The sequence below is a fragment of the Bilophila wadsworthia ATCC 49260 genome (genome assembly GCF_000701705.1).
Lineage (GTDB): Bacteria > Desulfobacterota > Desulfovibrionia > Desulfovibrionales > Desulfovibrionaceae > Bilophila > Bilophila wadsworthia.
The window spans coordinates 200,858-226,497 of sequence record NZ_JNJP01000001.1 but is presented as its reverse complement, the minus strand read 5'-3'; the positions used below and the strand labels follow the sequence as shown (position 1 = coordinate 226,497).

Genomic DNA, 25,640 nt, shown 5'->3' with positions numbered 1-25,640 from the left:
TCGGGATAAGATAGCTGGCTGTTGTTTTTAACAATACCGTTTCAACAAAAACCGTCGGGGGATGATCCGTCTGAGGAACATCCCCCGACGGTCGTTTTTCCGAAACTGCCGGGGTCCGGGGGGGAGGCTCTCCCCCCGGGCAGGTCCGGGCGGCAGCCCGGCGGGTCTGAGGCAGAGCCTCAGCAGGTGCAGGGCTGCACCCTGCGTGTATTCACGTTACGCCAGCTTCTTGCGTTGTTCGGCCAGAGCCGCAGCCTGTTCCTCAAAGGTGGCGAAACCGGCCTGATGCAGGGCGTCCTCGACGGTCTCGTTCCAGTTCCACGCGGCATAGATGACCGGCTTGTGGAACGTGGCGCGGAAGGTCTTAAGAGCCTTGCGGGCGGTGTTTTCGCGGCTTCCGCCGAGGCTGTCACGGAGTTCGCCGTGCAGACGGGCGGTTTCCGCATCGTACCAGGCGCGGATCTTGGCCGGATCGGAGGCGAGCTTGGCGATATCGGCCTTTCCGGCGGCTTCAAGCAGCTTGACCAGCTTGGCCTGGTGCTGTTCGCCAAGCCACTTGCCAAGGCCGGAAGCCGAGATGTTCAGGGCTTCGGCGGCCGCGAAGTCCTGCTTCGTGCGGTAGTAGGTATCGGGCACGACGGAGGCGGAGGTGATGCCGCTGATAGCCACGAGGCCGCGCAGCACTTCGCTGTTCGCCACGCCCTGGCCGCAGAAGCCGACCTTTTTGCCGAACTTCTGCCCGGAGAAGATGGTCACCAGAATCGCCCAGACCACGGCGGGGTCTTCCTCGTCGTAGATGTGCGAGAGCGAGCTGTTGTCGCGGTCGGTGGCCAGCACCATCTGGGTCATGTCGTTGGAGCCGATGGAGAAGCCGTCGAACTCCTGGATGAACTGCCGCGCCAGAATGGCGTTGGAAGGCAGCTCGGACATGAGGATGATCTTGAGGCCGTCCTCGCCGCTGCGCAGGTTGTGCACGGTGTCGAGGTAGCCGCGCATGGCACGGGCCTGTTCCAGCGTGCGCACGAAGGGCAACATGAGCTGGAGGTTGTGCGCGCCGTAAGCCGAGCGGGCCAGCTTGAAGGACTCGATTTCCCAGTCGTGGATATCGCGGGATACGCCGCGATAGCCGAGCATCGGGTTGTCTTCGTGATCTTCGAAGAGGTTGCCGCCGAGCAGGTTGCGGTACTCGTTGGTCTTGAAGTCGGTGGTACGGTACACGATGGGCTTGCCGTAGAAGGCCATCGCAAACAGGGCCAATCCCTGAGACAGCGTCTGCACGTAGTGGTCGTGGCCGTTCTTGTGGCCGCGGGCGCGGATGAGCGTGCCGATTTCGCCGGGGATGGAACGCAGGGCGGCGATTTCCTTGGCGAGGCCGCAGCGGGCGCCCACGTCTTCACGCAGCGCGGCGATCTGGCGCAGGGTTTCCTGCACCGCCGGATTGAGCGCGGCGTAGCTGACCTGATCGCCGATTTCCTTTTCGATGGCGGCGCGGCGCGCCTTCACTTCGGGGGAATCGCCGGACAGGGTCAGCAGTTCGGACTCGTAGCCCATGATGATGCGGACGTGTTCGGCCAGATCCGCGGACGTCTCCAGCGTGCTGTAGAAGCGCGCGGCACGTTCGGTGTATTCGTCCAGCAGCTTTTCAACTTCGCGCATACGCCGATACACGGCCATGATTTCGTCGGGATTGCGGAGATCGTCCTTTTTGCCGAGCTTTTCCAGTTCTTCCGCGAAGCCGGTGATGTTGCCGACGTGTTCGCGGAGGCGGAGATCCAACGACACGAGGCCAGCGTCAAGCTGTTCGCGGATGGTCTTGCGCAACTTGGAGTCCAGTTCGCCGATCTTCTTCTGGACGAGGCGTTCCAGTTCGCCGTTGTCGAAGGCTTCCAGCGCGGCGGGGTGCACGCCCACGTTGCCGAGCATGAATTCGGCGCGCAGCAGGCCCACTTCAAAGTCCGGCACGTTGCGGAGGCGGGACAGGAACAGGGCCTGCCCGATGTCCGCGAGCACGAGGCCGACTCGGGTTTTCGTCTGGGGCAGGGCTTCCACGTCCATTTCGCCGCCGACTTCATGCAGCGGGAGCAGGCCGCGGTACACGCGCCCACGGGTGCCGTCGACGGTGACGTCCAGACCGTCCAGAGCCTGAAGGGCCGTGGGGTTCTGGATGCCGATGACCGCGGCGATGCCGAGTTCGCGGGAGGTGATGGCCGCGTGGCTGGTGTCGCCGCCCACGTCGGCGAGGATGGCGGAGGCCACGCGCATACCGGGAACCATATCGGGGTCGGTACGTTCGGCGGCGAGGATTTCGCCCTTACCCACGCGGTTCAGTTCCAGCGCGGAGCGGAGGAAGCGGACCTTACCCTGTCCGGCACCACGGGAGGCCCCGTTACCGGTCAACAATATCTCGGCGGCAGCGGCGGCCTTGGGCTCCACTTCGCGGCGGCGCATGAAGATGGTGTGGGGATGCAGGGCCAGTTCTTCATTCCAGCGTGTTTCGGGGCGTGCCTGCACGAACCACAGCATCCCCTTGGAGTCGATGCAGAACTCGGTGTCCATGATCATGCCGTCGTAGGCCTTGCTCACGGCGCGCACGCCCTTGGCGACCTGCTCGGCCTGCGTGGGGGTCAGGGCCCAGAGCATACACTCGCGTTCCGGAACGGGCACTTCCTTGGTGCCGCCGTTTTCGTCATAGACGATCTTCATGGTTTTGCTGCCCATGAAGCGGATCACGACTTCGCTGCCGTCGTCCTTCTGGTAGACATACAGCTTGTCGGGCGTCACGCGGCCGCCCACCACGGCTTCACCGAGGCCGTAGCTGGTGTCGATGCTCACGAGGTCCTTGCGGACGGTGCCGCGGCAACCCGTGGCGGTGTCGGCGCTGAACGCCGTACCGGACACCACCGGATTGATCATGCGCATGATGCACACGGAAAGGGACGTGTTCTCGATGGACCATTCCTTCTTCGCCTGCGCGGCAAGCTCTTCCTGGCCCGTGGTTTCGGACTGGGTCAGAGCATCGAGGATGGCTTCCCGGCGGTAAATCATGGAGCGCAGGTTATAGGCCGAGGCGCAGTCCCACAGGTACGCGGTGGCCACTGCGTCGTCGCCGACCATGTTCAGGAAGGTGTCCTGAAGGCCCGCGAAGGCTTTCTTGCGGGAGTCCTCACCGGCGGCGGAGGAACGCACGGCCACGGGCACGTCGCTTTCCTGCGCTTCGGCGCAGATGTCGCGGTAGGCGGAACGGACGGCCTTGTCGACGCGTTCGGGCAGGGGGCAGGACAGGATGGCGGCCTGCACCATGACGGAACGCTTGCGGAGCTGGTCGATGCCTTCCTGCGAGGAGGCGAAGCCGTCGACCACGTTGTTGACGAACGTGCGCAGGCGGATATGCGGCAGTTCCGGATCGGCTTCGGAAGCCTTGCGGATCTCGGCTGCGACGGAACGCACGAATTTCGGCAGGAACTCGTGATCCTTGGTGACTTCGGGGGAAGCCCAATCGATGCGGTTATAGGCTTCGTCGACCATGGAACGGATCAGCGCCGCGCACACCTTGCATTCGTCGAGCACGATGTGGAACGCCACGGACGAAATGGCGCGGAACTGAGGAATGCGAACGCCTTCAACCCGGCTGATCAGTGCCGTGTTGTAGTTTTTGCCACCCACCAGCAGCTCGGCGTCCTCGCCGATCCGCACGATGTCCGCGCCGGTCAGGACCAAGCGCTTGAGAAGATCTTCCACCGGAACCTCGTCTTGTCGGTTTTTGGTTGCGGAAGGAGTTTTCGTCATGAGGATTGCCTCCCAGGCTCTCTCTTCGTATCGGTTGATGTCCCTTAGATCCGGCTGAGCCGTTCCCCGCAGTAGGGACAGAACTCGATGTCATTCATGGGCAACGGACGACTGCACGCCTCGTTGGTGCAGATGCGCGGAACCGGCCCGAGCTCCACGATGAGCTCGCCTTCGCGGACGGTTTCCATCTTCCTGGTTTCCTTGTAGTCGGCGGTCTTGAGCACACGCTTGACGATGCCGGCCACAGGAGCCAGAACGGCTTTTTCCTGCTTCATGATGGACACGTTGAACAGTTCTTCGCCCTCCTCGACGATGTCGCCGGGATGGACGTACATCACCCAGAGGTCGCCGTTGCTCGGCGCGCCGACCTGATACTTGTCCGCAGGATCGGCCATCACCGCGCCCCCGGCACCGCCGTTCTTGGGCGGGGCGACCTTGACGAGCTGGCTGAAGATTTCCGAGTCAAGCACGAAGCGGACCATGGATTCGCCCGCGTCGTTGGCCGGGGACATGCTCACCAGCAGGAACTGGTGCGGCTTGCCGGACGTATCCACAAAGTTGATTTCCTCGCCGACGGAGCAGCCTTCAAACCAGACGGGCAGCGGCAGTCGGTTGGGATCGCCGTATTTGGCACGGAACTGAACCGTCTTCACGGCGTCGCCGGGATGGTTCAGGTACATGACCATTTCTTCTTCCGTGGGTTCGCGCTTGATGATGTCGCGGAACGCCTTGCGCTCAGCCTCAATGTCCATGTCGGTGAGCTTTTCCAGCGGCGAATGCGTGGTCCGGTCGGCAATGGCCTGCTTCCATGCGTTGCCGAACGCGCTCTCATACACCCAATCCGGCGGGAAGCCCAGAGGCAGCTTGCCGAATTTGCCCAAAAGGAGGTTGCGGAACGCGTCGTTGCAATCCTGATAGAGGGCGAGGCGGGCCGCGCGGGTGCCTTCGCTGAGTTCGGCTTCGTCGGGCACGTCGTTGACGCGATCAAGCACGCCGAGCAGGTATTTGACCTCTTCTTCGCCGCCGCGCTTGTACGCGCCGGTCACGGCGAGGAAAGCGGTGTTCCACGTGATCTGGGAGCCGGGGGTCACGTCGTGGTAACGGACGAGCTTGCGGGTCCCGGCAAGGAACTTGAGCATGTAGGGCAGCAGGTGGATGTAGCCCTGCTTGAGCGCGCCTTCCTGCGACGAGGAGGTCGCGCCGCCGGGCATGGCGTGCTCGGTCACGTCGTTGTCGATGCCCTGGAAGTACGGAGCGCAATAGCGGTCGTAGTAGGGGATGACCTGCTTGAGCACGAAGTTGGCGTCGCGCACCATATCCTTGTTCATGGCGGTCTTGAGGCCGAGTTCGCCTTCCATGTAGGCAGCGGTGGCGAGGGTGTCGCCCTGGCCGTAGCTGCGGACGCACGCGCCGAGGTTCGTATCCACGATCTGGACGCCAGCCTTGGCAGCCGCGCCCACGGAGGGAACGAAAAGGCCGTCCGTCATATGGCGATGGTAGTGCAGCACCAGCTCGGGCCACCGTTTGCGCAGCGCCGTGACCACTTCGGTCATGAAGCGGGGCGGGCATACGCCGGCCATGTCCTTGAGGCCAAGGATGATATGGCGGGAGACTTCCTTTTCGCTCATGCCGGCCACATCGCCGCACACGGAAAGGACGTTCTCGGCCACGCCGAGGTAGTGAGCAACGTCAAAGCCGTTGGCCCACGACATGGAAATGGCGGGTTCGAAGACCACGTCCCTGCGGCTCAACGCGACTTCGGCGAAGGGACGCATGTTGTCGATGTGGTTCAGGAAGTCGAAGCAGCGGATGATCTGGAAGTTGTCGCAGATCATTTCGCCGGTCAGGCGCATGAGGTTCTTGGGCTGCGGGCTGTAGCCGAGCACGTTGGTCGAGCGGATCAGGATCTGCTTGAGGGTCTTCGGGGCGAACTTGTTCCATTCCTTCGCCTCGGTGAAGGGGTAGGTCATGTTCGCCATCATGGCGACGTGGAAGTGCGCGCCGCCGCCGTTCTCAAGGGAGAAAAAGCCGCAGTTGTCCAAGTAGGGCCCCACGAGGCGGTCTTCGGCGAGGCGGAAGCGGTTGCCGCTGTTGGATTGGGTGCTGTCGCGGGTGGTCGTGTCCGTGAAGTGGACACGGCCGCTGTCGCGGACGTAATCGAGCAGGGCCACGCGGTCGCCGTGCGGATAGGGAGAGGGCTCTTTGCGTACTTTGGAGGGGATGGCAGGGAGCACCACATCCTGACGCGGCAGGCGGGGCGTGGTGTGGGAACGGTATTCGCCGAGCTGGACGAAGGGGTTGTAGCCCTTGGCCGAGATTTCCGCGATGAGCTTGGCGAGGCGTTCGCTTTCCGGCGCGAGGTCGGCGTATATCATGAGCTCGGGCGCGGACGGGATGAAGCCCGTGTCGAACATGCCCGCCCGGAAGGCCGGGTGCTTGAGGACCTGACGATAGAAGGGGATCGTGGTCTTCACGCCGCCGACCATGTATTCGGTCAGGGCGCGGTCCATGATGCCGAGCACTTTCTGCCAGTCGCGGCCATAGGCGATGAGAAGCGAACCGGCGGAGTCGTAGTTCGGGGGGAACTCGTACCCGGCGGAAAGGTTGGAGTCGATGCGCACGCCGGGGCCGCCGGGCGACACGTAGCGGGTAATCAGGCCGGAGTTCGGGGCGAAGTTGTTCTGCGGGTCTTCGCAGTTGATGCGGACCTGCATGGCGAAGTGGGACGGCTTGGTGTTTTCTTCGGTCAGGCGCAGCTTCGCGCCGAAGGCCACGGCGATCTGCTCTTCGACGAGGTCGACGCCGTAACGGCTTTCGGTGATGCCGTGTTCCACCTGAAGGCGGGTGTTCACTTCGATGAGGTAGGGTTCACCCTGCGGGGTGACGAGGAACTCCACCGTGGCGAGGGAGTAATAACCCACCTCGCGGACCAGCATACGGGAGTATTCCTTCAGGCGTTCGCGCAGCTCGGGCGTGATGCCCGCCCACGGGGACGGGGTGATTTCCACGAGCTTCTGGTGGTTGCGCTGCACGGAGCAGTCGCGTTCGTCAAAGGCGAACACGTTGCCGTGCTGGTCGGCGATGACCTGGATTTCGATGTGGCGGACCTGTTCGAGGTACTTTTCCACGTACAGGCGGGGGTTGCCGAAGGACGCCTGCGCCATGGCGGAGGCCTTAAAAAAGGCATCTTCCAGTTCGCTTTTTTCACGAACAAGGAAAATGCCGCGCCCGCCTCCGCCGCCCTCAGCCTTCAGCATGATGGGGAGGGTGATTTCGTCGACGACCTTGCGTGCGGCGGGCACGTCGACCGCGCCTTCCGAGCCGGGCACCACGGGGATGCCGAGCCGCTTGGCGATCTTGCGGACCTGCACCTTGTTGCCGAGCAGGTTCATGGAGTCGGCTTTGGAGCCGATGAAGGTGATGCCCGCCTCTTCGCATTTCTGGGGGAACCGCTCGTCTTCCGACGCGAAGCCCCAGCCGGGATGGATGGCGATGATACCGCGCTGCTTCGCCTTGGCGATGATGAGATCGAGATCAAGGTACGCGCGAGGATCGGAACCGAGCAGGAGCAGTTCCTGCGCGGACGAAGCGGCCGGCGCGGCCTTGTCGATGTCGGTGGCGGTCATTACGGGCACTGCGGCGAAGCGTTCACGGATGGCCCGGCAGATTCGACGTGCCGGAATGCCCCGGTTGGCTACGAGTATGGGCTTGCCCCGAACTTCGTCCAGTACCTGTTCAAACGTCTTGGCGGCCATGCTTTCAACCTTTTCAATAAAGAAATGTTTAGACCCGGCAAGAGCCGGTCTTGTTCAGGACGCACCCCGAAACGGCATCGGGGACACCTGTGATCCGCCTCCGCACCGCTGCGGAAGGCCGTTCCCGGCGCCGCGCATGGCGCTTCGCGTCACGGCTGCATGGGAGGGCGGTCCAACCGAAGGCTCCCGGAAAGGAAACTGTTTGTTCCCTTACGATTTCGCAGGCGCAACCCGCCGAAATCGTCCAGCCCTTCAAGAATGCCTGTGTGGCGTTCCTGTTCGTCGGGGCCGTCCGTCAGAAGGACCGTTTGCCCGAGGAAGGCGAGGTGGCGTTCAGCAAGTGAACGCCACGCGGTTTTCCCCTTGGCGTCAATCTCTTCGACATAACAGAAAAAGATACGGCTCACAAGTCGCATCCACAGTCCCGCAACGGAAAGCGGCGAGACATTGGATTTTGTTGCAGAAGAGAGGAGCCCGGCCGGAACGGCGCGCTGCGCCCGCATGAGGGCGGCCGGGGGGGAGGATACGAGGTTCAGGCCGATCCCGGCGACAAGCAGGTTTTCGGCGGGCGTTTCCCTATGCGGGGGCAGGGGGCGTTCCTCCAGAAGAATGCCGCCGACCTTGCACCAGCCGGGGCCTTCCTCCTGTTCCTCGCGCCGCAGCAAGTCGTTGGGCCATTTCATATGAACGTCGAAACCCATGTGGGTCAGCGCTTCGGCGATGAGCCCGCCCACGGCGGGGGCCGCGGCCGTGCCCGTGAACGGGTGGCTCTGGGGCAGGCGGAGCGCCGCGTAGACGTTGCCTTCTGGCGAAACCCAGTTGCGCCCGAGCTGCCCCCGGCCGCTGCGCTGGCTCAGGGCGAGCACGCTCCCCCAGACGGGAAGCTGCCCGTGCGCGGCGAGGGCCCGGGCGACATCCATACTTGAAGTGGCGGAGCCGCACAGATACACTGGCGCCGGTACGCTGGCCGTTTCGGGAGTGTTTCCCGTCTGGGAAACCGGCGCAGTGAAGAATTGTTCGAGATACGGGCAGGCCGTGCTTGTGCCCGGCATGGTGAACGCCGCTTCGGGAAGCCCGTTCCAGAGGGCGGAGCCGGCCGCGTGATCAGCCGGAAACGGATCGGCAAGGCGGTCGTGCGGAGGGCGTTCGGAGTGGACGCCTTCGTGCAGAAGCCGCACCGTGCCGTTGAGACGAAAAGTGGAGTCGTGTGTCATGGCAATCGAAAATTGGCCGGAAACGGGCCGGATACCGGTCTATCTGGTGGGTGGGGCCGTTCGGGACCGCCTGTTGGGGCGGACGCCTCGGGAATATGATTTCGCGTTTGACGCGGACGAAGCCACGTTTCTACAGCGGAATCCCGAGGCCCGCAAGGTCGGGAAGAGCGTTTCGGTCTTTTTGTTGCGCGGTCAGGAATTTATGCCGCTTGAGGGGACGCTGGAAGAGGACATGCGCCGCCGCGATCTGACCATCAACGCGTTGGCCGAGGATCGGGACGGCAACCTTCTCGGGCATCCCCATGCGCTTTCGGATCTGCGGGAAGGCATCCTGCGGCCCGCTTCGCCGACGAGTTTCCGGGATGAGCCCGTGCGGGTGTTCCGGCTGGCCCGCATGGCTTGTGAATTGCCGTCGTTCATGGTTCATCCCGAGGCTGTGGCGCAGATGCGCGCCGTGGCGGGGGAGGGCTTGCTTGGGCGCATTCCCGCCGAACGCGTGGGGCGCGAACTCATGAAGGCGCTGGCCTCGCCGAAGCCGTCGCGCTGGCTGTCCGTGCTGGCGGAAGGGAATTGTCTTTCCCCGTGGTTCCGGGAGCTGGAAACTTCGATGGATATTCCGGCGGGCCCCGTGGCGTACCATTCAGGTTCGGTGATGGCACATCTGATGGACGTGATGGATGCGGTGGCGGGCGATCCCCTGTGCGTCTGGATGGCCCTGTGCCATGATCTCGGCAAGATCGGCACGGACCCGGCCTTGCTGCCGCACCACTACGGGCACGAGCTGCGCGGGGCCGAACCCGCCGAGCATGTCGCCAAGCGCCTCGCCTTGCCCGCGCGTTACGGCGCGGCGGGCGTGCTGTCGTCGCAGCTGCACATGAAAGCCGGTATCTATGAAATGCTGCGGGCAGGAACCCGTTGCGATCTGCTGATGCAGGTCCACAATGCCGAGCTGGACGGGCCGTTCTGGAAACTGGCCGAAGCCGACAGCGGGCGTTCGCTGCGTCCTGTCGTCAATGACGATCTTGCTGTGCTGCTCAGGATTTCACTGCCTCCGGAGTGGCGGGACAGGGGCAAGGAGTCCGGAAGGCGGCTCCGGGCGATGCGTTGTCAGGCCCTCGCCATGCATATGGCGAAGCGCAAACGGGAGAATGCCGATGGCTGATGGCGCGGGCATGGCGGGTGCGCCTTTGGATGTGAGCGGACGGAAGCCCGGGGCGGCTGGCGGCATACATGCCGTGGATTCGGATGCCGCCGTAGTCGTGGATGCCGTCCATGCGGCTCAAGGCGTGCGTGTCGTGGTTTCATCCGGCCTCAACCACATCCTTCCTGTGGAAGCGGGGCAGACGCTTGCCCAAACGATCTGGCTGTCCGGCGAACTGTCCCCGCCCGCGCTGTGTTCGGGGCTCGGGCGCTGCGGGGCGTGCCGGGTACGGTTTTTTGAAGGGACGCCCAAGCCGTGCGACGCGGATAGCGCCATCCTCGGCGCGGAGGCCGTGCGCGGCGGCTGGCGGCTGGCCTGCCGCCATGCCGCCGTTGCGGGTATGGTTGTTGAGTTGCCTCCTCCGCCGTCCGAAAAACGGAAACGGATGGACATAAGGCCGGATGCGGGCCCGTTCCGGCTGGCCGTGGATCTGGGGACGACATCCATCCATTGGCGGCTCCTCGACGGCACGGGGCATGAGGCTGCGTCCGGGCAGGCCCTCAATCCGCAGATGGGCGCGGGGAGCGATGTGGTGTCGCGCCTTGCCGCCGCCCGGAATCAGGAGGGCCGGGAACGGCTGGGGCATCTCCTGCTCCGCTTCCTGCAACGCGTTGTCTCGGACGTGGGCGTCCCGGTGGCGGAACTGTGCATCGCGGGGAATACCGCCATGACCTCCATCCTGTTGAATGAAGATGTGGCCGGATTGTGTGCCGCCCCGTACCGGCTGACGGAGCCGGGAGGCCGCACGGCGGAGCTGCCCGGTCTGCCTCCGGCGTGGATCCCCCCGCAGCCCGCCCCGTTCGTGGGCGGGGACATCAGCGCGGGCATGGCGGCCCTCCTGTACGGGGAATCGCCGGAATTTCCTTTTCTGCTTGCGGATATGGGGACGAACGGCGAATTCGTGCTCGCTCTGGATAAGGAACGCTCCTTCATTGCCAGCGTTCCGCTCGGCCCGTCGCTGGAAGGCATCGGGCTCCGCTACGGCGGGGTGGCGGATACGGGCAGCGTCTCGGGATTCCGGCTCGGTCCGTTCGGCCTGTCTCCCGTGGTCATCGGCAACACGGAACCGAAACGGATTTGCGGCACGGGCTATTTGTCGCTGCTGGATGCGCTGTTGCGGACAGGTTTCCTCGACGCCACGGGTCGCCTTGCGTCGGCTTCTGTTTCACCTCTGGCCGCCCGCCTGCTCGGGACCGTCGAACGCGGGGCCGCTGGCTGGAGCCTGCCGTTGCCCGGCGGCATGGAGCTTGCCGGGGCCGACGTGGAGGAAATCCTCAAGGTCAAGGCCGCGTTTTCGCTGGCTTTGGAAAGCCTGCTGGCGGCGTCCGGGCTGGAGAGCAGGGCGCTCGCGCGGGTTTGCCTCGGCGGTGCGCTCGGGGAACACATGCCGGAAACCGCACTGGAGCGGCTGGGCTTTCTGCCGCAGGGCCTGCAGGCGCGCACTGTGGCGGAGGGCAACACCTCCCTGCGCGGGGCGGCGCTTCTGCTGACGCGCCCGGAACTGCGGGAGAGGCTGGTCCGCTGGAGTTCCGGGTGTACGCTTGTGGATCTGGCGGCCCGTCCCGATTTTACGGCCCTGTACATGCGGCATATGGTTTTCGGATAAGCGCCGTCCGTTTGCAAGAAGCCGCGTTTTGTGGCATTGCCTCCGTATTCGATACCCTGTAGCGCAACCTCTTTTTTAGGAGGAGAACAATGAACGTACGTCTCATGTCCGACCTTGATCTGCAAGGGAAGACCGTTGTTTTTCGTGAAGACCTCAATGTCCCGGTCAAGGAAGGGAAAATCACCAGCGACAAGCGCATCCGGGCGGCCATTCCGTCCTTGAGGTTCGCGCTGGATAAAGGCGCCGGCATCATCGTGCTCTCGCACCTTGGCCGTCCCGAAGAAGGCGTTTACTCCGAAGAAGCTTCGCTGGCTCCCGTGGCCAAACGCCTTGAGGAACTGCTCGGCGTTCCGGTCAGGCTTGAGAAGGACTATCTGGACGGCGTCAGCGTAAAGCCCGGCGAATGCGTCCTGTGCGAGAACGTGCGCTTCAACAAGGGCGAAAAGAAGAATAATGAGGAAGTGGCCCGCAAGCTGGCCGCGCTCGGCGACGTGTACGTCATGGATGCGTTCGCCACGGCGCACCGCGCGCAGGCTTCCACCGAAGGGGCCATCCGTTTTGCCAAGGTCGCCTGCGTGGGCCTGCTCATGGCCGCCGAACTCGAAGCCGTAACCCGTATCCTCCATGCGCCCAAGCATCCGCTGCTCGCCATCATCGGCGGCTCCAAGGTTTCGACCAAACTTGAAGTCCTGAATAATCTTTCCAAGCGCGTGGACAAGCTTATCGTGGGTGGCGGCATCGCCAATACCTTCCTGAAGGCCGCCGGATACGAAGTGGGCAAGTCCCTGTATGAGCCGGATCTGGTGGAGTCCGCCGCCAAGATCATGGAAGAGGCCAAAGGGCGCGGCGCGGCCATCCCGCTGCCCGTCGACGTCGTTGTCGGCCCGGCGCTGGAAGAACACGCTCCGGCGACCGTGCTCAAGGTCGAGGAAGTGCGCCCTGATGACATGATCCTCGATATCGGCCCCGCCACCGCCGCAATGTACGCTCAGATCATCGCCGAGGCGGGCACCGTGGTTTGGAACGGTCCTGTGGGCGCGTTTGAAATCGACCAGTTCGGCAAGGGAACGGAAGCCATCGCCAAGGCCGTTGCGGAAACGTCCGCCTATACGGTTACCGGCGGCGGTGACAGTATCGCGGCCCTCGAGAAGTACGGCTACGCCAGTCAGGTGGATTATATTTCCACGGCGGGCGGCGCGTTCCTCGAAGTGCTGGAAGGCAAAACCCTGCCGGCCGTGGCCGCTCTTGAGGCGCGTGCGGCATCGTGAGCCAGTCATCCTCCCCTAAACGTAGAAACAACGCGGGGACTTCCGAAAAGGGGGCCCCGCGTTCCCCGTCCCGTGGCCCGGCGGAAAAGCGCCCCGCACCCCGGCAGGACAGTCGCGCCGATCAGGAACGTCCCGCCCGGAACAGCCATGCAGGGCAGGGGCGTTCCGGAAACAATCCGAAGAACGGTCCCGGAGAACGCCGCCCCGGTGGGCCGCGTGCGGGCTTCCGCAAGCCTGATGCGCCGCGTGCCGACGGCCCGGTAAGGCCCATGCCCGCGCCGGTCAAGCACGCGGCAGGGCATCCGATGTGCCGCCCGTTGTTTTCTCCGCTGGACGCTTTTTGCCGCAACGCGCTGGCGCAGCTCCCCAAGGCGCTGGATACGGTGATGCCGCTGTCCCGCAACCACCGCGCCGATTTGCCGGAGGCCATCCGTGACCTGTCCGCCATGCTCACCTATGAGCGCGGTGGGCTCGGGCGTTCCTACTGGAGCGCGCCCCGGTATGTGTCGGCATATCTGCGTTATTTTTTGCCGTGGAATCTTGTGCGGCTGACCGGCCTCTTGCCGGGTTTGGATTTGCCCGTCCCCGTTTGCGACGCCGAAACGCCGGTGACCATCGCCGACCTCGGAAGCGGGCCGCTGACCCTGCCTATTGCTTTGTGGCTGTCCCGTCCCGACTGGCGGGCTGTGCCGCTGACGCTGGTCTGCGTGGATACGGTTCCCCGTCCCATGGAAATGGGGCGCTCCATACTGGAACACATGGCGAAACTCTCCGGTGAACCGCTGAACTGGACGATCCGTCTGGTGCGTTCGCCGCTGATGCAGTCATTCCGCGAGTTGCGCTCTCCGTATCTGCTCATGGCGGGCAATGTGCTCAACGAATTGAAGGACAAGCCGGGCGTCAGCGTCGATGAACGCATGGCGGATCTCGCCGTCGCCGTGGGGCGGACGCTGCATCCTGAAGGCACGGCGCTGTTCGTTGAGCCCGGCACGCGGCTCGGCGGCACGCTTACCGCGAAGCTCCGGGAAACGGCGCTGGAGGAGGGGCTGACGCCTGTGGCTCCTTGTCCGCATCTTGGTCCGTGTCCGCTGTTGGAGACGCGCGAGCGTCGCTGGTGCCACGCGTCGCAGCTTGCTGTGGCTCCGGCATGGCTGGCGGATCTGGCCCGTTACGCCAAGCTGCCCAAGGATTCGCTGAGCTTGTCGTTCATGCAGCTTCGGCCTGAATCGGAGGCCGCTCCCATCGCCAAGACAGCTCTTTTTCCGGCGATGGACCCCAACGGGGTCGTTGCCCGTATCCTGTCCGAGTCCTTCCCCGTCCCCGGCATGGGACATGCCCGCTATGCCTGTACGGAAGACGGGTTCGCCATTATCCCCGCAGCCGGGGACATCCCCTCCGGGGCGCTTGTCGCCTGCCGCCGTCCCGCGTCTCCACGTAAGGACGCCAAGACGGGGGCCGTTGAACTGCTTTGGCAGCCGGAACAAAAACCTCAACGCTGATTTTTTCAGGAGTCTTTCATGTCTAAGATTATCACCCGGTTCGCGCCGAGCCCGACCGGGCATCTGCATATCGGCGGCGCCCGCACCGCTTTGTTCTGTTGGCTTCTTGCGCGTCACTACGGCGGTGAATTCCGTCTGCGTATCGAGGACACGGACACCGAGCGCTCGAAACAGGAGTACACGGACGCGATTCTGGCCTCCATGCGCTGGCTTGGGCTGGATTGGGACGGCGAGCTGACCTATCAGACGCAGCGCACGGACCGCTATAATGAAGTCATCGACAAGATGATTGAGAGCGGTCATGCCTATTGGTGCTCCTGTACGCCCGAAGAAGTGGAAGCCATGCGTGAAGCCGCCCGCGCCAAAGGTGAAAAGCCCCGCTACGACGGTCGTTGCCGCGAGCGCGGCCTCGATGCCGGGCCCGGCCGCGTCGTGCGCCTGAAGATTCCCACCGAAGGCCGTGTGGTGTTCGACGACATGGTGAAAGGGCATATCGCCACGGACGTTTCCGAGCTCGACGACATGATCCTGCGCCGTAGTGATGGTATGCCCACCTACAATATGGCGGTGGTGGTGGACGACCACGACATGGGGATTACCCACGTCATTCGCGGCGACGACCACGTTTCCAACACGCCGAAGCAGATCCTCATCTATCAGGCGCTTGGGTGGGAACTGCCCGTGTTCGGTCACGTGCCCATGATCCTCGGCAAGGACCGCCAGAAGCTTTCCAAGCGCCACGGCGCGCGTTCCGTGGTGGAGTACCAGAATGACGGCCTCCTGCCGCACGCGCTGGTCAACTGCCTCGTCCGCCTCGGCTGGTCGCACGGGGATCAGGAACTGTTCTCCATGCAGGAACTCATTGATCTTTTTGATGGAAAGAACCTGAACAGTTCCGCTTCCGCTTTCGATCCCGACAAGCTCCTGTGGTTCAACGCCCATTACCTGCGGGAGACGCCGCTTGACGACCTGGCCCGTCTGGTCCTGCCTTTCATTCATCAGAAAGGATTCACGGGTGCGACGGAAGCTTCCATTGAACCGCTGGTTCCCCTGTACCGCGAACGGGCAAAGAACCTTATCGAGCTTGCCGACGGCATTGCCCAGCTGCTCTACAAGTCCGCCGATCTGCCTTATGACGAAGCGGGCGTTGCCAAGTGGCTGACGGACGAAGGCAAGGAGCACGTGAAGGTCATCCGTGATCAGCTTGCGGCGCTTCCTTCTTTTGACAAGGAAAGCATCGAGCACGTGATCCATTCGTACGTGGAAAGCCTCGGCGTGAAGTTCAAGATGGTCGCGCAGCCTGTGCGCGTGGCGATCACCGGTGTGATTGGCGGTCCCGGCTTGCCCGAGTTCATGCTCGCCATCGGCAAGGATGAGACGCTCGCCCGCATGGATCGCGGATTGACCCTGTAATTTTGAGAGTATGAGGCAACCGGGGAAGGGAGGGGAAAACTTCTATAGAAAATGTTCCCCTCCCTTCCCCGGACTCTCTATCCCTCCTCTTTCAAACATTTTTGGCGTTATCGACTCCCTGTCCGTCCTTTTGGGGTAAGAGGGCGTATTGCCTGATAGCGAGAGGAACGTTCCTTTATCACACCGCGAGACAAGCCGGGATGTAGCTGTATCCCGGCTTGTCTTCTTAGGGGCTGAATCAATCTCTGGTCGGGCATCCAGCAAAAAGGGCAGTCGTGGAATAACGAATACGAGAGTTCGGGAGGGAGGAGAGGTTTGGCGGTCGTCTTCGTTTTTCCCTTCTTCGTTTTTGATGATAATGGGATATTTTTAACGCCAAAAGATACAAGAAAGGCCGGAATCTCTTTGTGTTGGAGAGATTCCGGTCTTCATTGGACCACGTTGGGCAGCAAATTTTTTGAATGGTGGAGGCGGGGGGAATCGAACCCCCGTCCGAGAAAGATTCACGCGAAGCATCTACAGGCTTAGGTTGGGTATCATATCTCGCCTCAGGCTTGGCCCCCAATCAGGGCGTCCGTCGGCCAGTTCACCGTAAAGTCTCGCGCGTCGCCCGGCAAACACAACGCCACGCCAGCCCGATAGTTTTACACCTTGCCAGCTTATCGGGCGTGAGCCGGTTCGGTGTGCCGCTTAATTAAGCAGCGTAAGCGTATTCGTAATCGTTGCCAATTACTATGGTGCCGCTTTTAACGAGGCCAGCGGCGCCTCGGCCTGCCACTTCGGCTTCAACATCCCCGTCGAAACCAATGCGCCCCCAAAGGGATAGGCAGACGTGGAACTCCGTACAACGAAGTCCCCATTCGCGTAGGATGAAGTATAGTCATTCCTGCGGAAAAGGCAAGGCTGGTCCGGCGCTCTCTTATTGAGCCGGAAGGCGCTCTTTTTTACCGGCACTTGATCCTTTTTCCGTGGGACGAGTCTCTCTCTCTCTCTCTCTCTCTCTCTCTCTCTCTTGGGCTTGGAACAAAAAAGAGGGGGTTGCCCCCCTCTTGGTTATCCGTTTACGTGCGGTTTATTTACTTCTTGGCGCCGTCGGGCGTATCGCTCAGAGCCAGCGAGCGGAAGAAGGTCTGCCCCTGACGCTGGAGCTGGAGCATGACGACCCCGCGCTTCTTGGCGTCTTCACGGATGATCTTGCTGAACTCTTCCACGGACTTGATGGGCTTCAGGTTGGCGCTCAGGATGATGTCGCCTTCCCGGAGTTCCGCTTCGGCGGCCAGCTTGCCGGGCTCGACGCCCACGATGAGGAGGCCGGTGCCGGGCTTGACGTTGGCGGTACGGGCTTCTTCCTTGGTCAGAGGCCGGACGGACAGGCCTATGGACGGGGCATCCTGTTCAACGGCGCTGCCGGACTTGCCGGAAGAGGCCTTGAGGTTCCGTTCGCCGAGCTGGACGGTGATGTTCTTGCGTTCGCCGTCACGCCACACAACCATGTTGACCTTGGAACCGGGCGCTTCCGTAGCGATGGCGCGGAGCAGGGCGCTGGAGTCGTCGATCTTCTGGCCGTTGACTTCGAGGACCACGTCGCCGTCCTTCATGCCGCTCTTGGCGGCGGGTTCGTCGGGCATCACGGAGCCGATGAGAGCGCCGGTGGCTTCGGGCAGGCCGAGGGCCTTGGCGGTGTTTTCATCCACGTCCTGAATGGTGACGCCGATCCAGCCGCGGCTGACTTTCTTGTCCTGCTTGAGCTGGTTGACGATACGTTCGGCCATGCTGCTCGGGATGGCGAAGCCGATGCCCTGACCGCTGGCGATGATAGCCGTGTTGATGCCGATAACCTTGCCTTCCATGTTGATCAGGGGGCCGCCGCTGTTGCCGGGGTTGATGGAGGCGTCCGTCTGGAGGAAGTTGTCAAACGGCCCGGACTGGATGTTGCGGCCCTTGGCGCTCAGGATGCCCGCGGTAACCGTGTGTCCCAGGCCGAAGGGGTTGCCGATGGCGAGGACCCATTCGCCCACTTCCATCTTGTCGGAGTTGCCGAAGTTCAGGAACGGCAGGGGCGCGTCGGCCTTTACCTTGAGCAGGGCGATGTCGGTTTCTTCGTCAGTCCCGATGACCTGAGCCTTGAGGGAATGCTCCTTGCCGGTGCTGCCCTGAAGGTTGACGAGAACGGTATCCGCGCCAGCAACCACATGGTTGTTGGTCACGATGTAGCCGTCGGAGGAAATGAGGAAGCCGGTACCGAGGGAGCGCTGCGTACGGGGCTTGGCATTGCGGCTGTTGCCTTCGAACTGTTCAAAAAAACGCTCAAATTCCGGGGGAAGCCCGCGGAACATTTCGGAAGGCATACCGCCCCGCTGCATGACTTTTTTTTCGGTGCTGATATTGACGACGGCCTTACCGGCGGACTGGACCAGCGGGACGAAGTCGGGAACCACAGGCGCGGCCTGTGCCGAAAAGACCAATGACATGACGAGCATGACAGCAACGAGTGGCAGCATCTTGTATTTGTGCAACATGTGAAAAACTCCTTTATACCATATGTGGGGACAGTCTCGGTCAAACTGTTTCCTTCATAATAGCCATAGGCAAAAGGTTGTAAATACCTTGATTTGGTACAAACTTCTTTACTTTTTGGCTTATTGGAGCCGTTTCGGGCTCTCTCATTGCCGAACCGTGCAAAATGAAGAACTTATTGAAGATGAAAAATTTGTACTGCTTTAGAGTGGGAGTGATAAGTTTATTGAGATACGGGGAGGAGAGGCGGTTTTGAAAAAAGGTTTATTCCCAGCCCTCTTGCCTCCGAAGGTTTCCTGTGCGCGGGGAGGTTGTATGGCGGAAGCGTGTTCCGATGGCTATTCTTTACGGTAATCTATTGTATATATGTAAGTTATTGAAGGTAAACGACGCGTTGGAACGTTTGAACCGTACGCGCAGGTAACAGTTGTTTCCGGGGGATGGAATAGCTCTTATGATGATAAGGAGAATGGAGAACAATAGCCTGTAGGGATGATTAGAGAGGTTTTCTCTCTGCCATCAATGAGTTGAGATGATATTTCAATATGTTTTCGATAAATGTCTGTGGCGTTCGGCCAAAGAAAAAGGCGGGGGATACCCGCCTTTCGGATTTATGGCGTCATCATGCTCAGTGCTTGCGGCAGAGGGTACTCTCGTTGCCGGCCTGAATGGCGACGGCGACGAGCACCGGCCCCGCGAAGACGCCTACCGGCCCAAACGCGGCGAGGCCGCAGAGGATGGAGAGGATCAGCGTAACGACCGACGCGTCGATCCCCGTCTTCAGGAAGAAGGGGCGAAGCAGGTTGTCCACCCCGGCTACGACCAGCGCACACCAGATGGCAAGGCCGATGCAGGCCACCGTGGACCCCGTGAGCCACAGCCAAATGCATACCGGCAGCCAGACGAGAGCCGTGCCGACAAAAGGGATGGGAGCCACGAACGCGGCAATGAGGCCCCAGAACGCAGGTTGGGGGACTTCCGCGATGGCGAAGCCCACACCGCAAAGGAACCCCTGAATGAGCGCGACAAACACGACTCCCACCAAGACGCCGAAGATGGCCTTACGGATGGTTGAAACGAAACGGTCGATGACCTCGGCAGGCCACTGGGTCAGGCGGCAGGCGAATTCGTGGATAAGATCCGCACGGGTTACGCACATCATTGTGATCATGACAAAAAGGAACAGCACCAGCACGGCCTGGAACGCGCCGCCCGCAATGCCCACGCCGCCCGCAAGCACGGTCCGGGCCGCCGTCCCGGCAAGGCCCGCCGCGGTACTGGCAAGCTGATCCAGCCCGCCCTCAAGCCCGGGGAGGTTTTTGAGCCATGCGTCCACGGAAGCGAACCACGCCTGGGCTTCCGGGCTGTGTATCCAGCCGGAGTCGCGCAGGCCGTCGAGAATTTTGAGCCCTGCGACGGCTTGCGGCGTCACCAGCGACACCACGGTGGCGATCGGCAAGATCGTGATGGCCGCGAGGCCCACGGTGTATGTTGTCATGGCCCACGAGGGAGACATTTTCCGGTGCAGCTTGCGGTATGCCGGATAGGTGACGCAGGCCATGCATGTGGCCATAAACGTCGTGATCGGAAAAGGCCAGAGCAGGAAAACCCAAGCTCCGATGGCCAAACAGGCAAGCACTCGTGTCATGGAAAACTCCTCGCCGTATGACGGCGGGTCGGTTTGCTGCATAAAGGGGGCCGGCTGCGGAACAAAGCGTCGCGCGGGAACGGCTCTCCGGCCTCGGCGGGATGGCGCAGCGCCGTCCGTAAGGCTTCGGAGTAGATATCAAACAGATTGGAATCGGTGGGTCCTTATATGCGGGGCGCTTCGGAAAAGGAGGAACGCCTTTCAGCGTTGCTCGCCCCACGTCGGAGTGGGCCGCCATACGTCAGGTGCGCATGAGGTGGGATGGTACTGTTACAGATTCCCTGACTCTTCATTGTACTCGCGCACGGCTTTTTCCATCCGTTTGCGGATACGCTCCGCATCTTGCCGGGCAGTGGCGAGATACGCCTCCACGCACTGGCGATAGGCTTCCATGTCGGAGCGGTACATCCTCCAGTCCATCGGGCTGTCGCCGGGCAGAGGCCGCAGCGGGGAGCGGCAGTCGGGGGCGGGATAGTCGCCGCCCGGAAGCAGGGACGCGGCTTGCGCCGTAAAGGGCAGAAGGAGCAGGGGCAGCATCAGCAGAGTACGCATATCGTTTCCTTTCCGGGAGGAATTCCGGGATACACGGGGAGTTTCTATCAGAAAAGGCCGGAAGAGTATAGAAATCCTTCTCAAGAGGGCGCGGTGGGGCGTTCCGGGCGGGGGGCGAGCAGGGCGTATCCTCCCCAGACCGCGCAGAGGCACAACACCATGTTAAGGGCTATGTTCAGCGCGGCCAAGGATGCATCGCCGGAGCGATAGAGCAGAAACGTGTCGAGCGAGAAGGTCGAAAACGTGGTAAAGCCCCCCAAAAAGCCCGTCCCGAGCAGGCAATAACCCGTGGCGAACGTGTTGCCCGTGCGCCGCATCCAGCCTTGAAGCAGGCCCATCAGGAGCCCGCCGAGCACGTTGACACACAATACGCCCAGCGGAAATCCGGATGGCAGCTTCTCCATCACGGCGAAGCCCGTCATGACGCGGCAGACCGCGCCCGCACCGCCCCCGAGCATGACGGCAAGGGCATTTCTGGAGAAGATCATGGCGTGATTCCGGTTACGGGACAATGAGAAAATAGGCCGCAGCCGTGGCGGTGAGGCATAACGTTGTATTCAGCCCGATGTTGAGCATTGCCTTGGCGGGATGTCCGGCATGGAAAGCGGCGAGGGTATCCATTGAGAAGGTGGAGAAGGTGGTCAGCGCGCCGAGGAATCCAGCCCCTGCGAACAGCGCGAACGCGGAAGGCGTTCCCCATCGCTGCCAGCATCCGGCCAGCAGGCCCATGAGCAGCGAACCGGAGACGTTGACGAGCAGCGTCCCGCAGGGGAAGGCTTTGCCGAAGCGGTCGGCGCACCAGAGCGAAGCACCGTGGCGGCACAGCGCGCCAAGCGCCCCGCCAGCCGCCACGCAGAGCATTTCCGCGGGCATCATCAGCGTTTCCCCGCCATGTGGAAGTTCCGCCAGCGGCAACTGCGCGTTTCGAGCACATTGCACAATTCGTAGAGGGCCACCCCCAGCAGGCTCATGGCGAGGATGCCCGTAAACATCTCAAGCTGATCCCCCCGTCCCCACGCATCCATGATCAAAAAGCCAAGGCCGCGCCGCGTGGCGAAGGACTCCGCCATGAACAGCACCGCCACAGCCGTGCCGCTGGCGACCTTGAGCGCGGTCATGGCGTCGGGCAAGGCGGCGGGGATGAGCACATGCCGCAGCATCTGCAGCGGCGTCCCGCCGAGGGAGCGGAAGGAATCGAGATATTTTTTGTCGAGCCCCTGCGCGCTGGCCCGCGTGACGACGAGGATCTGGTAGCCCGTGGTCAGGGCAATGAGCAGGACGCGGGGCAGATCCCCGAGCCCGAACAAGGTCAGGAACAGGGGGAGCAGCACGATCTTGGGCAGAGGATAGGTCAAAAAGACCATCGGGGACAACGTATTGTCCACGGAACGGACATGGCCCAGAATGAGCCCGAGCGGGAAAGCCACCAGCCATGCGAGGCTCATGGCGGAGAGCACCCGCCAGGCGCTGGCCCCGGCATGTTGCCAGAATGCGCCTGTGGTGAGCGCTTCCCCGAAATAGGCCAGCACGTCCAGAGGACGCGGCAGCAGAAATTCGCCGAGCGCCAGCGATCCGATCTGCCAGATCGCCAACAAGGCCGCCAGCGCCAGCAGGTAACGGAAGAGGGCACGCATGATTTTTTCCTATCAGTAGATAACTGTTGCAAGAGGCTTCGGAGCCCTGTGATGGGAGAGAACACGTTTCCGTATGCCCTCATCCAAGCGCCTGGAAAACGGACGCCCCGGCACGCTTTCATAAGGTATGTACCTGAAAGGGATTCCCTGTGTTTTCCTGCATTGGAATCCTCGCGGGAAGCGCTCCGGACATTTCAGAAGAGGCCCTTCAAAACGCCCCTTCCGTTTCCGTTTTTCCCGCTTCAGCTCAGGAATTTGTGCAAAATCCGGGCGGCGAGGGGAACCGTAAGGATGATGGTGTAAAGCCGGACCATTTGATAGGCGAGCACGATGGGAGCGTTGGGGCCCATGTCGGCGGCAAGGCCGACCACCACGTTCAGGCCGCCGGGGCTGGTGGCGAGATAGGCGCTGGTGACGTCGAGGTTGCCGAATTTGACGACGAAAATGGCGATGAGCATCCCCGCGACGAGCACCAGCAAGGTGCTGATCACCAGTACGGGCCACGTGTCCCGGACCGCCAGCAGCATTTCCGGCCGGTACATGTTGCCGACCAGCACGCCAAGGCCAGCATAAATACAGAATTGGAAGGGCCGGGGAAAGGCCGCCTGAGGAAGCGAGGAAAAGCTCTTGAGAAGAATGACGGCTATGATGGCTCCGGTCATGGCCCCACCGGGAAGGCCGAACCATTCGAAGATGAAACCGCCCGCAGCGCCGCACAGCAAGAGGATGATCAGTGTGGACATGAAAAATCCTTCGTTTCCGACAAGGCGGCGTACACCTTTTTCGTCAGTGAGAAATACCGCTCCTCGCCGCGGGGGTCCGCGTCGCCGAAACAGGGATTTTCCAGCCACATGACGTTACGGGCGGGATGGCCGTTCATCACCATGACGTGCTTGCCAAGAAACACGGCTTCAGGAACATTGTGCGTCACAAGGACGCAGGTAGGACGGCGGCGTTGCCACAGCGACAGCACGGTCGTCTGGAGGTGTTCGCGGGTCAGGGCGTCGAGGGAAGAAAAAGGCTCGTCCATAAGCAGGATGTCTGGATCCGTAATCAGGGCCCGGCCTATGGCGACGCGCTGCCGCTGGCCTCCCGAGAGCTGCGCGGGATAGCGCATCCCCAAGCCGCCCAGCCCCAGTTCGTCCAGCATGTCCGCGACGGCTTTCCGGCGCGTGGACGGTGCGACTCCCTGGAGTTCGAGCGGCAGGGACAAGTTCTCCTGCACCGTCTTCCACGGAAAGAGCCCATAATCCTGCAGGATGAACGAAATCCTTCCCTTGTCGCGCCTGCTGACTTCCCCGGTACTTACCGTGCCCCGGTCCGGCTTGTCCAGCCCCGCGAGGAGGTAGAGCAGGGTGCTTTTGCCGCATCCCGAAGGGCCGATGACGGAAAGGGTTTCCCCGGAGGGCAGATCAAAGGAAAGGCCGTCCAGAACCGGGCCTTCGCCGTAGCCCTTGCTCAGATCACGGACGGCGATGCCCGCATCGGATGCACGGCTCACTGAAAGACCACATCCCCATAGGCGGGGTCTTTCTTGAGGATACGGTTGGCCTTCATCCAGTCCGCGAAGGTCTTGATGTCCGCCTCGGAAGGCAGGCCGGTCGGCGTGTGCGTCATGTCGAAACGCACCATCGTATAGTTGGCGGAAGCTCCCTTGGGCAGCAGGCCCTTGGCCTCCATGATCGGGCGGTAGGCATCGGGGGTTTCGTTGATGCGCTTCGCCGCTTCTCTGAGGGCCTCGCGGAATTTCGCCACGGTCTGTGCGCCGTCGGGGGCGTCGAGCACGTCGCGCTTCAGGGCGATGACTGCCAGCGGGGTATTCAGCTTGCAGTCGTTCAGGATGGTGCGCGCTCCTTTTGCCTCCACAAGGGACACCAGCGGCTCGGGGAGCAGGGCGGATTCGATCTGCCCGCTCAGGAGCATCTGGAGGCGTACCGGGATCTGGCGGATATCCTGCCGGTTCAGGAAATCGGGAGCGGCCCCTTCCTGCTGGAGGAGCTGCGCGAGCAGAAAATCAATGATGGTGGCGCTGGAAACCGCAATGTCCTTCCCTTTGAGGTCGGCCAGAGTTTGCGCTTTGGACTTGGGGGAGACGACGAGCCCGAAACAGCGGTTGTCCGGCGAGGAGTGCGAGGTCGTCGCCACAATAGCTTGCGGCGAGCCGCTTTCATTCTGCATGAGGACGTTGATGATGTCCCCGAAATGCCCGCTCAGCGCCCCCGCCCGCATGGCGGCACCGAGCTCCAGCGCGCTCTGGAAGGGGACAAGCTCCACTTCCAGCCCCTGTTTGGCGAACAGGCCTTCGTCTGCCGCGACGTGCAGGACGATGGTGTCGGCGGCGGGGAGGACGCCAAGCTTGAGCTGGGCGCTGTGCGCGGGCTGGACGGCGGCAAGGACGAGCAGGGAAAGGAGGACTAGCAGGCGGCGCATCATGTGAAGTTCCGTTGGGTTAAGAGTGATGGTTCCGGCGTATTCTCAATGGAAAAAAGATGGTTGTGCAGATTCGCCGGAACCGATCCTTACACCGGATTGCGGAAAATATCCAGTGTGCCCCGTTCCGCGAGAATGCCGCCGCATCAAGGAAGATGGAAGGGAGAGGGCAAAAAGGGTTGGACAAAACGCGCTCCGTATGATCTGCCTGTGGATAGGCAGAGCTTTTGTGGGAGAACTGCTGAAATGACTCCGGTTCCGGCCGGGCATGGTCCGGCCTTTTCCCGGCGGCGCGGATCTGCTAGGGAAGAGAACGGCAATACGGAACAACATGATCCCGCGCCATCCGCAGGGATACAGGAGCAACACGATGCAGGAAAAGCTGTTTAACCGTCTGATGGACGTCATCGAATACGACGTCGCCCCGTTGACCCGCAAGCGCGTCGCCATCGGCTGCAAGGTCTTCGGCGCGGCGGTGCTGCGGAAGGACGATCTGTCTCTCGTCCTCGCCGAAACCAATATGGAGGCGTTTTCCCCGCTCTGGCACGGCGAAGTCTACGCCATCAAGCAATTCTGGGAGTTGCAGGGCCATCCCGCCCCCAAGGACTGCATTTTCATCGCCACGCATCAGCCTTGCTGCATGTGCGCGTCGGCCATCGCGTGGAGCGGCTTCCCCGAACTGTTTTATCTGTTCGGCTACGAGAATACGAGCAAGGACTTTCATATCCCCCACGATCAGAAGATGATCCGGGAACTGTTCCACTGCACCAGCCCGGCGGAGGATTCCAGCTATTACACAAGCCGCCCCATCATGGGCCTGTGCGATACGCCGGAAGCGGCGGCCCGTTTCGAGCGCATCAAGAACCTGTATGCGGAACTCTCCGCCGTATATCAGGCTGGAGAAAAGAAGATGGTGCTTTCATAGCAGCCTGTGAGACGCACCCATAAAAAACGCCTTGCCGATGTTTTTTCGGCAAGGCGTTTTTTATGAGCGGTCTAGTGGGAAGATGGTTCCTTTCGCGGATTGGAACGGTCGAGCGGAGAAACGGGAATACGTTCAGCGCCCCACGGGTGGAACCGCGAATAGCCTGTACGGGGGGCTTCTCCGCTGTCAGAC

18 protein-coding genes and 1 other RNA gene are annotated in these 25,640 nt (G+C 62.1%); 6 read left to right on the top strand and 13 right to left on the bottom strand.

What is annotated here, in order from left to right:
- Positions 1-216 precede the first annotated feature (216 nt).
- The 3 genes from T370_RS0100945 to T370_RS0100935 form a co-directional block, all read right to left on the bottom strand.
- Complete coding sequence (locus T370_RS0100945; protein WP_029434434.1) at positions 217-3,786, bottom strand: PEP/pyruvate-binding domain-containing protein; 3,570 nt, start codon at positions 3,784-3,786, stop codon at positions 217-219.
- 44 nt (positions 3,787-3,830) lie between these two features.
- Positions 3,831-7,541 carry a pyruvate carboxylase gene (locus T370_RS0100940; protein ID WP_029434433.1) on the bottom strand — a complete coding sequence of 1,237 codons (3,711 nt, stop codon included), beginning with the start codon at positions 7,539-7,541 and terminating at the stop codon, positions 3,831-3,833.
- A 149-nt stretch (positions 7,542-7,690) separates the two neighbouring features.
- Positions 7,691-8,755, bottom strand: a complete 1,065-nt coding sequence (locus tag T370_RS0100935; RefSeq protein ID WP_051643705.1) for a biotin--[acetyl-CoA-carboxylase] ligase — start codon at positions 8,753-8,755, stop codon at positions 7,691-7,693.
- On the opposite strand from T370_RS0100935, the gene T370_RS0100930 reads away from it, so the two are divergent.
- From T370_RS0100930 to gltX, 5 genes are all read left to right on the top strand, one after another.
- Positions 8,754-9,917 (top strand): tRNA nucleotidyltransferase/poly(A) polymerase-related protein, encoded by a 1,164-nt coding sequence (locus tag T370_RS0100930; RefSeq protein ID WP_034505467.1) that lies wholly within the window; start codon positions 8,754-8,756, stop codon positions 9,915-9,917. The genes T370_RS0100935 and T370_RS0100930 overlap by 2 nt on opposite strands.
- Positions 9,910-11,562 carry an ASKHA domain-containing protein gene (locus T370_RS0100925; protein ID WP_029434430.1) on the top strand — a complete coding sequence of 551 codons (1,653 nt, stop codon included), beginning with the start codon at positions 9,910-9,912 and terminating at the stop codon, positions 11,560-11,562. The genes T370_RS0100930 and T370_RS0100925 overlap by 8 nt, the downstream gene beginning before the upstream one ends.
- Positions 11,563-11,651: 89 nt before the next feature.
- Positions 11,652-12,830 carry a phosphoglycerate kinase gene (locus T370_RS0100920; RefSeq protein ID WP_005026260.1) on the top strand — a complete coding sequence of 393 codons (1,179 nt, stop codon included), beginning with the start codon at positions 11,652-11,654 and terminating at the stop codon, positions 12,828-12,830.
- Entirely contained in the window at positions 12,827-14,329 is a 1,503-nt protein-coding gene (locus T370_RS0100910) for a small ribosomal subunit Rsm22 family protein (protein ID WP_248604182.1), read from the top strand. Before T370_RS0100920 ends, T370_RS0100910 begins: the two co-directional genes overlap by 4 nt.
- A gap of 18 nt (positions 14,330-14,347) precedes the next feature.
- Positions 14,348-15,742 (top strand): glutamate--tRNA ligase, encoded by a 1,395-nt coding sequence (gene gltX, locus T370_RS0100905; RefSeq protein ID WP_005026263.1) that lies wholly within the window; start codon positions 14,348-14,350, stop codon positions 15,740-15,742.
- Positions 15,743-16,204: 462 nt separating this feature from the next.
- Here the strand turns inward: gltX and ssrA are convergent.
- The 10 genes from ssrA to T370_RS0100860 all read right to left on the bottom strand — a co-directional run bounded on the left by ssrA (position 16,205) and on the right by T370_RS0100860 (position 24,526).
- Positions 16,205-16,558, bottom strand: a transfer-messenger RNA (tmRNA) gene (gene ssrA, locus T370_RS24030).
- A gap of 260 nt (positions 16,559-16,818) precedes the next feature.
- Positions 16,819-18,261, bottom strand: a complete 1,443-nt coding sequence (locus T370_RS0100900; RefSeq protein ID WP_029434427.1) for a DegQ family serine endoprotease — start codon at positions 18,259-18,261, stop codon at positions 16,819-16,821.
- Between the two features lie 626 nt (positions 18,262-18,887).
- Positions 18,888-19,907 (bottom strand): AI-2E family transporter, encoded by a 1,020-nt coding sequence (locus T370_RS0100895; RefSeq protein WP_009379019.1) that lies wholly within the window; start codon positions 19,905-19,907, stop codon positions 18,888-18,890.
- 270 nt (positions 19,908-20,177) lie between these two features.
- The gene (locus tag T370_RS0100890) at positions 20,178-20,459 is read right to left on the bottom strand and encodes a hypothetical protein (protein WP_005026269.1); all 282 of its coding nucleotides are present in this window, start codon (positions 20,457-20,459) and stop codon (positions 20,178-20,180) included.
- An 80-nt stretch (positions 20,460-20,539) separates the two neighbouring features.
- The gene (gene crcB, locus T370_RS0100885; RefSeq protein ID WP_029434426.1) at positions 20,540-20,947 is read right to left on the bottom strand and encodes a fluoride efflux transporter CrcB; all 408 of its coding nucleotides are present in this window, start codon (positions 20,945-20,947) and stop codon (positions 20,540-20,542) included.
- Between the two features lie 13 nt (positions 20,948-20,960).
- Complete coding sequence (gene crcB / locus T370_RS0100880; RefSeq protein ID WP_029434425.1) at positions 20,961-21,335, bottom strand: fluoride efflux transporter CrcB; 375 nt, start codon at positions 21,333-21,335, stop codon at positions 20,961-20,963.
- Positions 21,335-22,093 (bottom strand): ABC transporter permease, encoded by a 759-nt coding sequence (locus tag T370_RS0100875; protein ID WP_005026275.1) that lies wholly within the window; start codon positions 22,091-22,093, stop codon positions 21,335-21,337. Before T370_RS0100875 ends, crcB (T370_RS0100880) begins: the two co-directional genes overlap by 1 nt.
- A gap of 242 nt (positions 22,094-22,335) precedes the next feature.
- A complete protein-coding gene (locus T370_RS0100870) occupies positions 22,336-22,836 on the bottom strand; it encodes an AbrB family transcriptional regulator (RefSeq protein WP_009379015.1) in 501 nt (166 codons plus the stop codon).
- A complete protein-coding gene (locus T370_RS0100865; protein ID WP_029434424.1) occupies positions 22,824-23,594 on the bottom strand; it encodes an ABC transporter ATP-binding protein in 771 nt (256 codons plus the stop codon). The genes T370_RS0100870 and T370_RS0100865 overlap by 13 nt, the downstream gene beginning before the upstream one ends.
- Positions 23,591-24,526 carry an ABC transporter substrate-binding protein gene (locus T370_RS0100860; protein ID WP_029434423.1) on the bottom strand — a complete coding sequence of 312 codons (936 nt, stop codon included), beginning with the start codon at positions 24,524-24,526 and terminating at the stop codon, positions 23,591-23,593. The genes T370_RS0100865 and T370_RS0100860 overlap by 4 nt, the downstream gene beginning before the upstream one ends.
- Before the next feature lie 367 nt (positions 24,527-24,893).
- Between T370_RS0100860 and T370_RS0100855 the strand changes: the two genes are divergently transcribed.
- Complete coding sequence (locus T370_RS0100855; protein ID WP_029434422.1) at positions 24,894-25,448, top strand: nucleoside deaminase; 555 nt, start codon at positions 24,894-24,896, stop codon at positions 25,446-25,448.
- Positions 25,449-25,640 lie beyond the last annotated feature (192 nt).

What these genes read in the sequence shown, in the direction of transcription:
- T370_RS0100945 (WP_029434434.1), bottom strand. Translation starts at nt 3,786, where the DNA reads ATGACGAAAACTCCTTCCGCAACCAAAAACCGACAAGACGAGGTTCCG.
- T370_RS0100940 (WP_029434433.1), bottom strand. Translation starts at nt 7,541, where the DNA reads ATGGCCGCCAAGACGTTTGAACAGGTACTGGACGAAGTTCGGGGCAAG.
- T370_RS0100930 (WP_034505467.1), top strand. Translation starts at nt 8,754, where the DNA reads ATGGCAATCGAAAATTGGCCGGAAACGGGCCGGATACCGGTCTATCTG.
- T370_RS0100935 (WP_051643705.1), bottom strand. Translation starts at nt 8,755, where the DNA reads ATGACACACGACTCCACTTTTCGTCTCAACGGCACGGTGCGGCTTCTG.
- T370_RS0100925 (WP_029434430.1), top strand. Translation starts at nt 9,910, where the DNA reads ATGGCTGATGGCGCGGGCATGGCGGGTGCGCCTTTGGATGTGAGCGGA.
- T370_RS0100920 (WP_005026260.1), top strand. Translation starts at nt 11,652, where the DNA reads ATGAACGTACGTCTCATGTCCGACCTTGATCTGCAAGGGAAGACCGTT.
- gltX (WP_005026263.1), top strand. Translation starts at nt 14,348, where the DNA reads ATGTCTAAGATTATCACCCGGTTCGCGCCGAGCCCGACCGGGCATCTG.
- T370_RS0100900 (WP_029434427.1), bottom strand. Translation starts at nt 18,261, where the DNA reads ATGTTGCACAAATACAAGATGCTGCCACTCGTTGCTGTCATGCTCGTC.
- T370_RS0100895 (WP_009379019.1), bottom strand. Translation starts at nt 19,907, where the DNA reads ATGACACGAGTGCTTGCCTGTTTGGCCATCGGAGCTTGGGTTTTCCTG.
- T370_RS0100890 (WP_005026269.1), bottom strand. Translation starts at nt 20,459, where the DNA reads ATGCGTACTCTGCTGATGCTGCCCCTGCTCCTTCTGCCCTTTACGGCG.
- crcB (WP_029434426.1), bottom strand. Translation starts at nt 20,947, where the DNA reads ATGATCTTCTCCAGAAATGCCCTTGCCGTCATGCTCGGGGGCGGTGCG.
- crcB (WP_029434425.1), bottom strand. Translation starts at nt 21,335, where the DNA reads ATGATGCCCGCGGAAATGCTCTGCGTGGCGGCTGGCGGGGCGCTTGGC.
- T370_RS0100875 (WP_005026275.1), bottom strand. Translation starts at nt 22,093, where the DNA reads ATGCGTGCCCTCTTCCGTTACCTGCTGGCGCTGGCGGCCTTGTTGGCG.
- T370_RS0100870 (WP_009379015.1), bottom strand. Translation starts at nt 22,836, where the DNA reads ATGTCCACACTGATCATCCTCTTGCTGTGCGGCGCTGCGGGCGGTTTC.
- T370_RS0100860 (WP_029434423.1), bottom strand. Translation starts at nt 24,526, where the DNA reads ATGATGCGCCGCCTGCTAGTCCTCCTTTCCCTGCTCGTCCTTGCCGCC.
- T370_RS0100855 (WP_029434422.1), top strand. Translation starts at nt 24,894, where the DNA reads ATGCAGGAAAAGCTGTTTAACCGTCTGATGGACGTCATCGAATACGAC.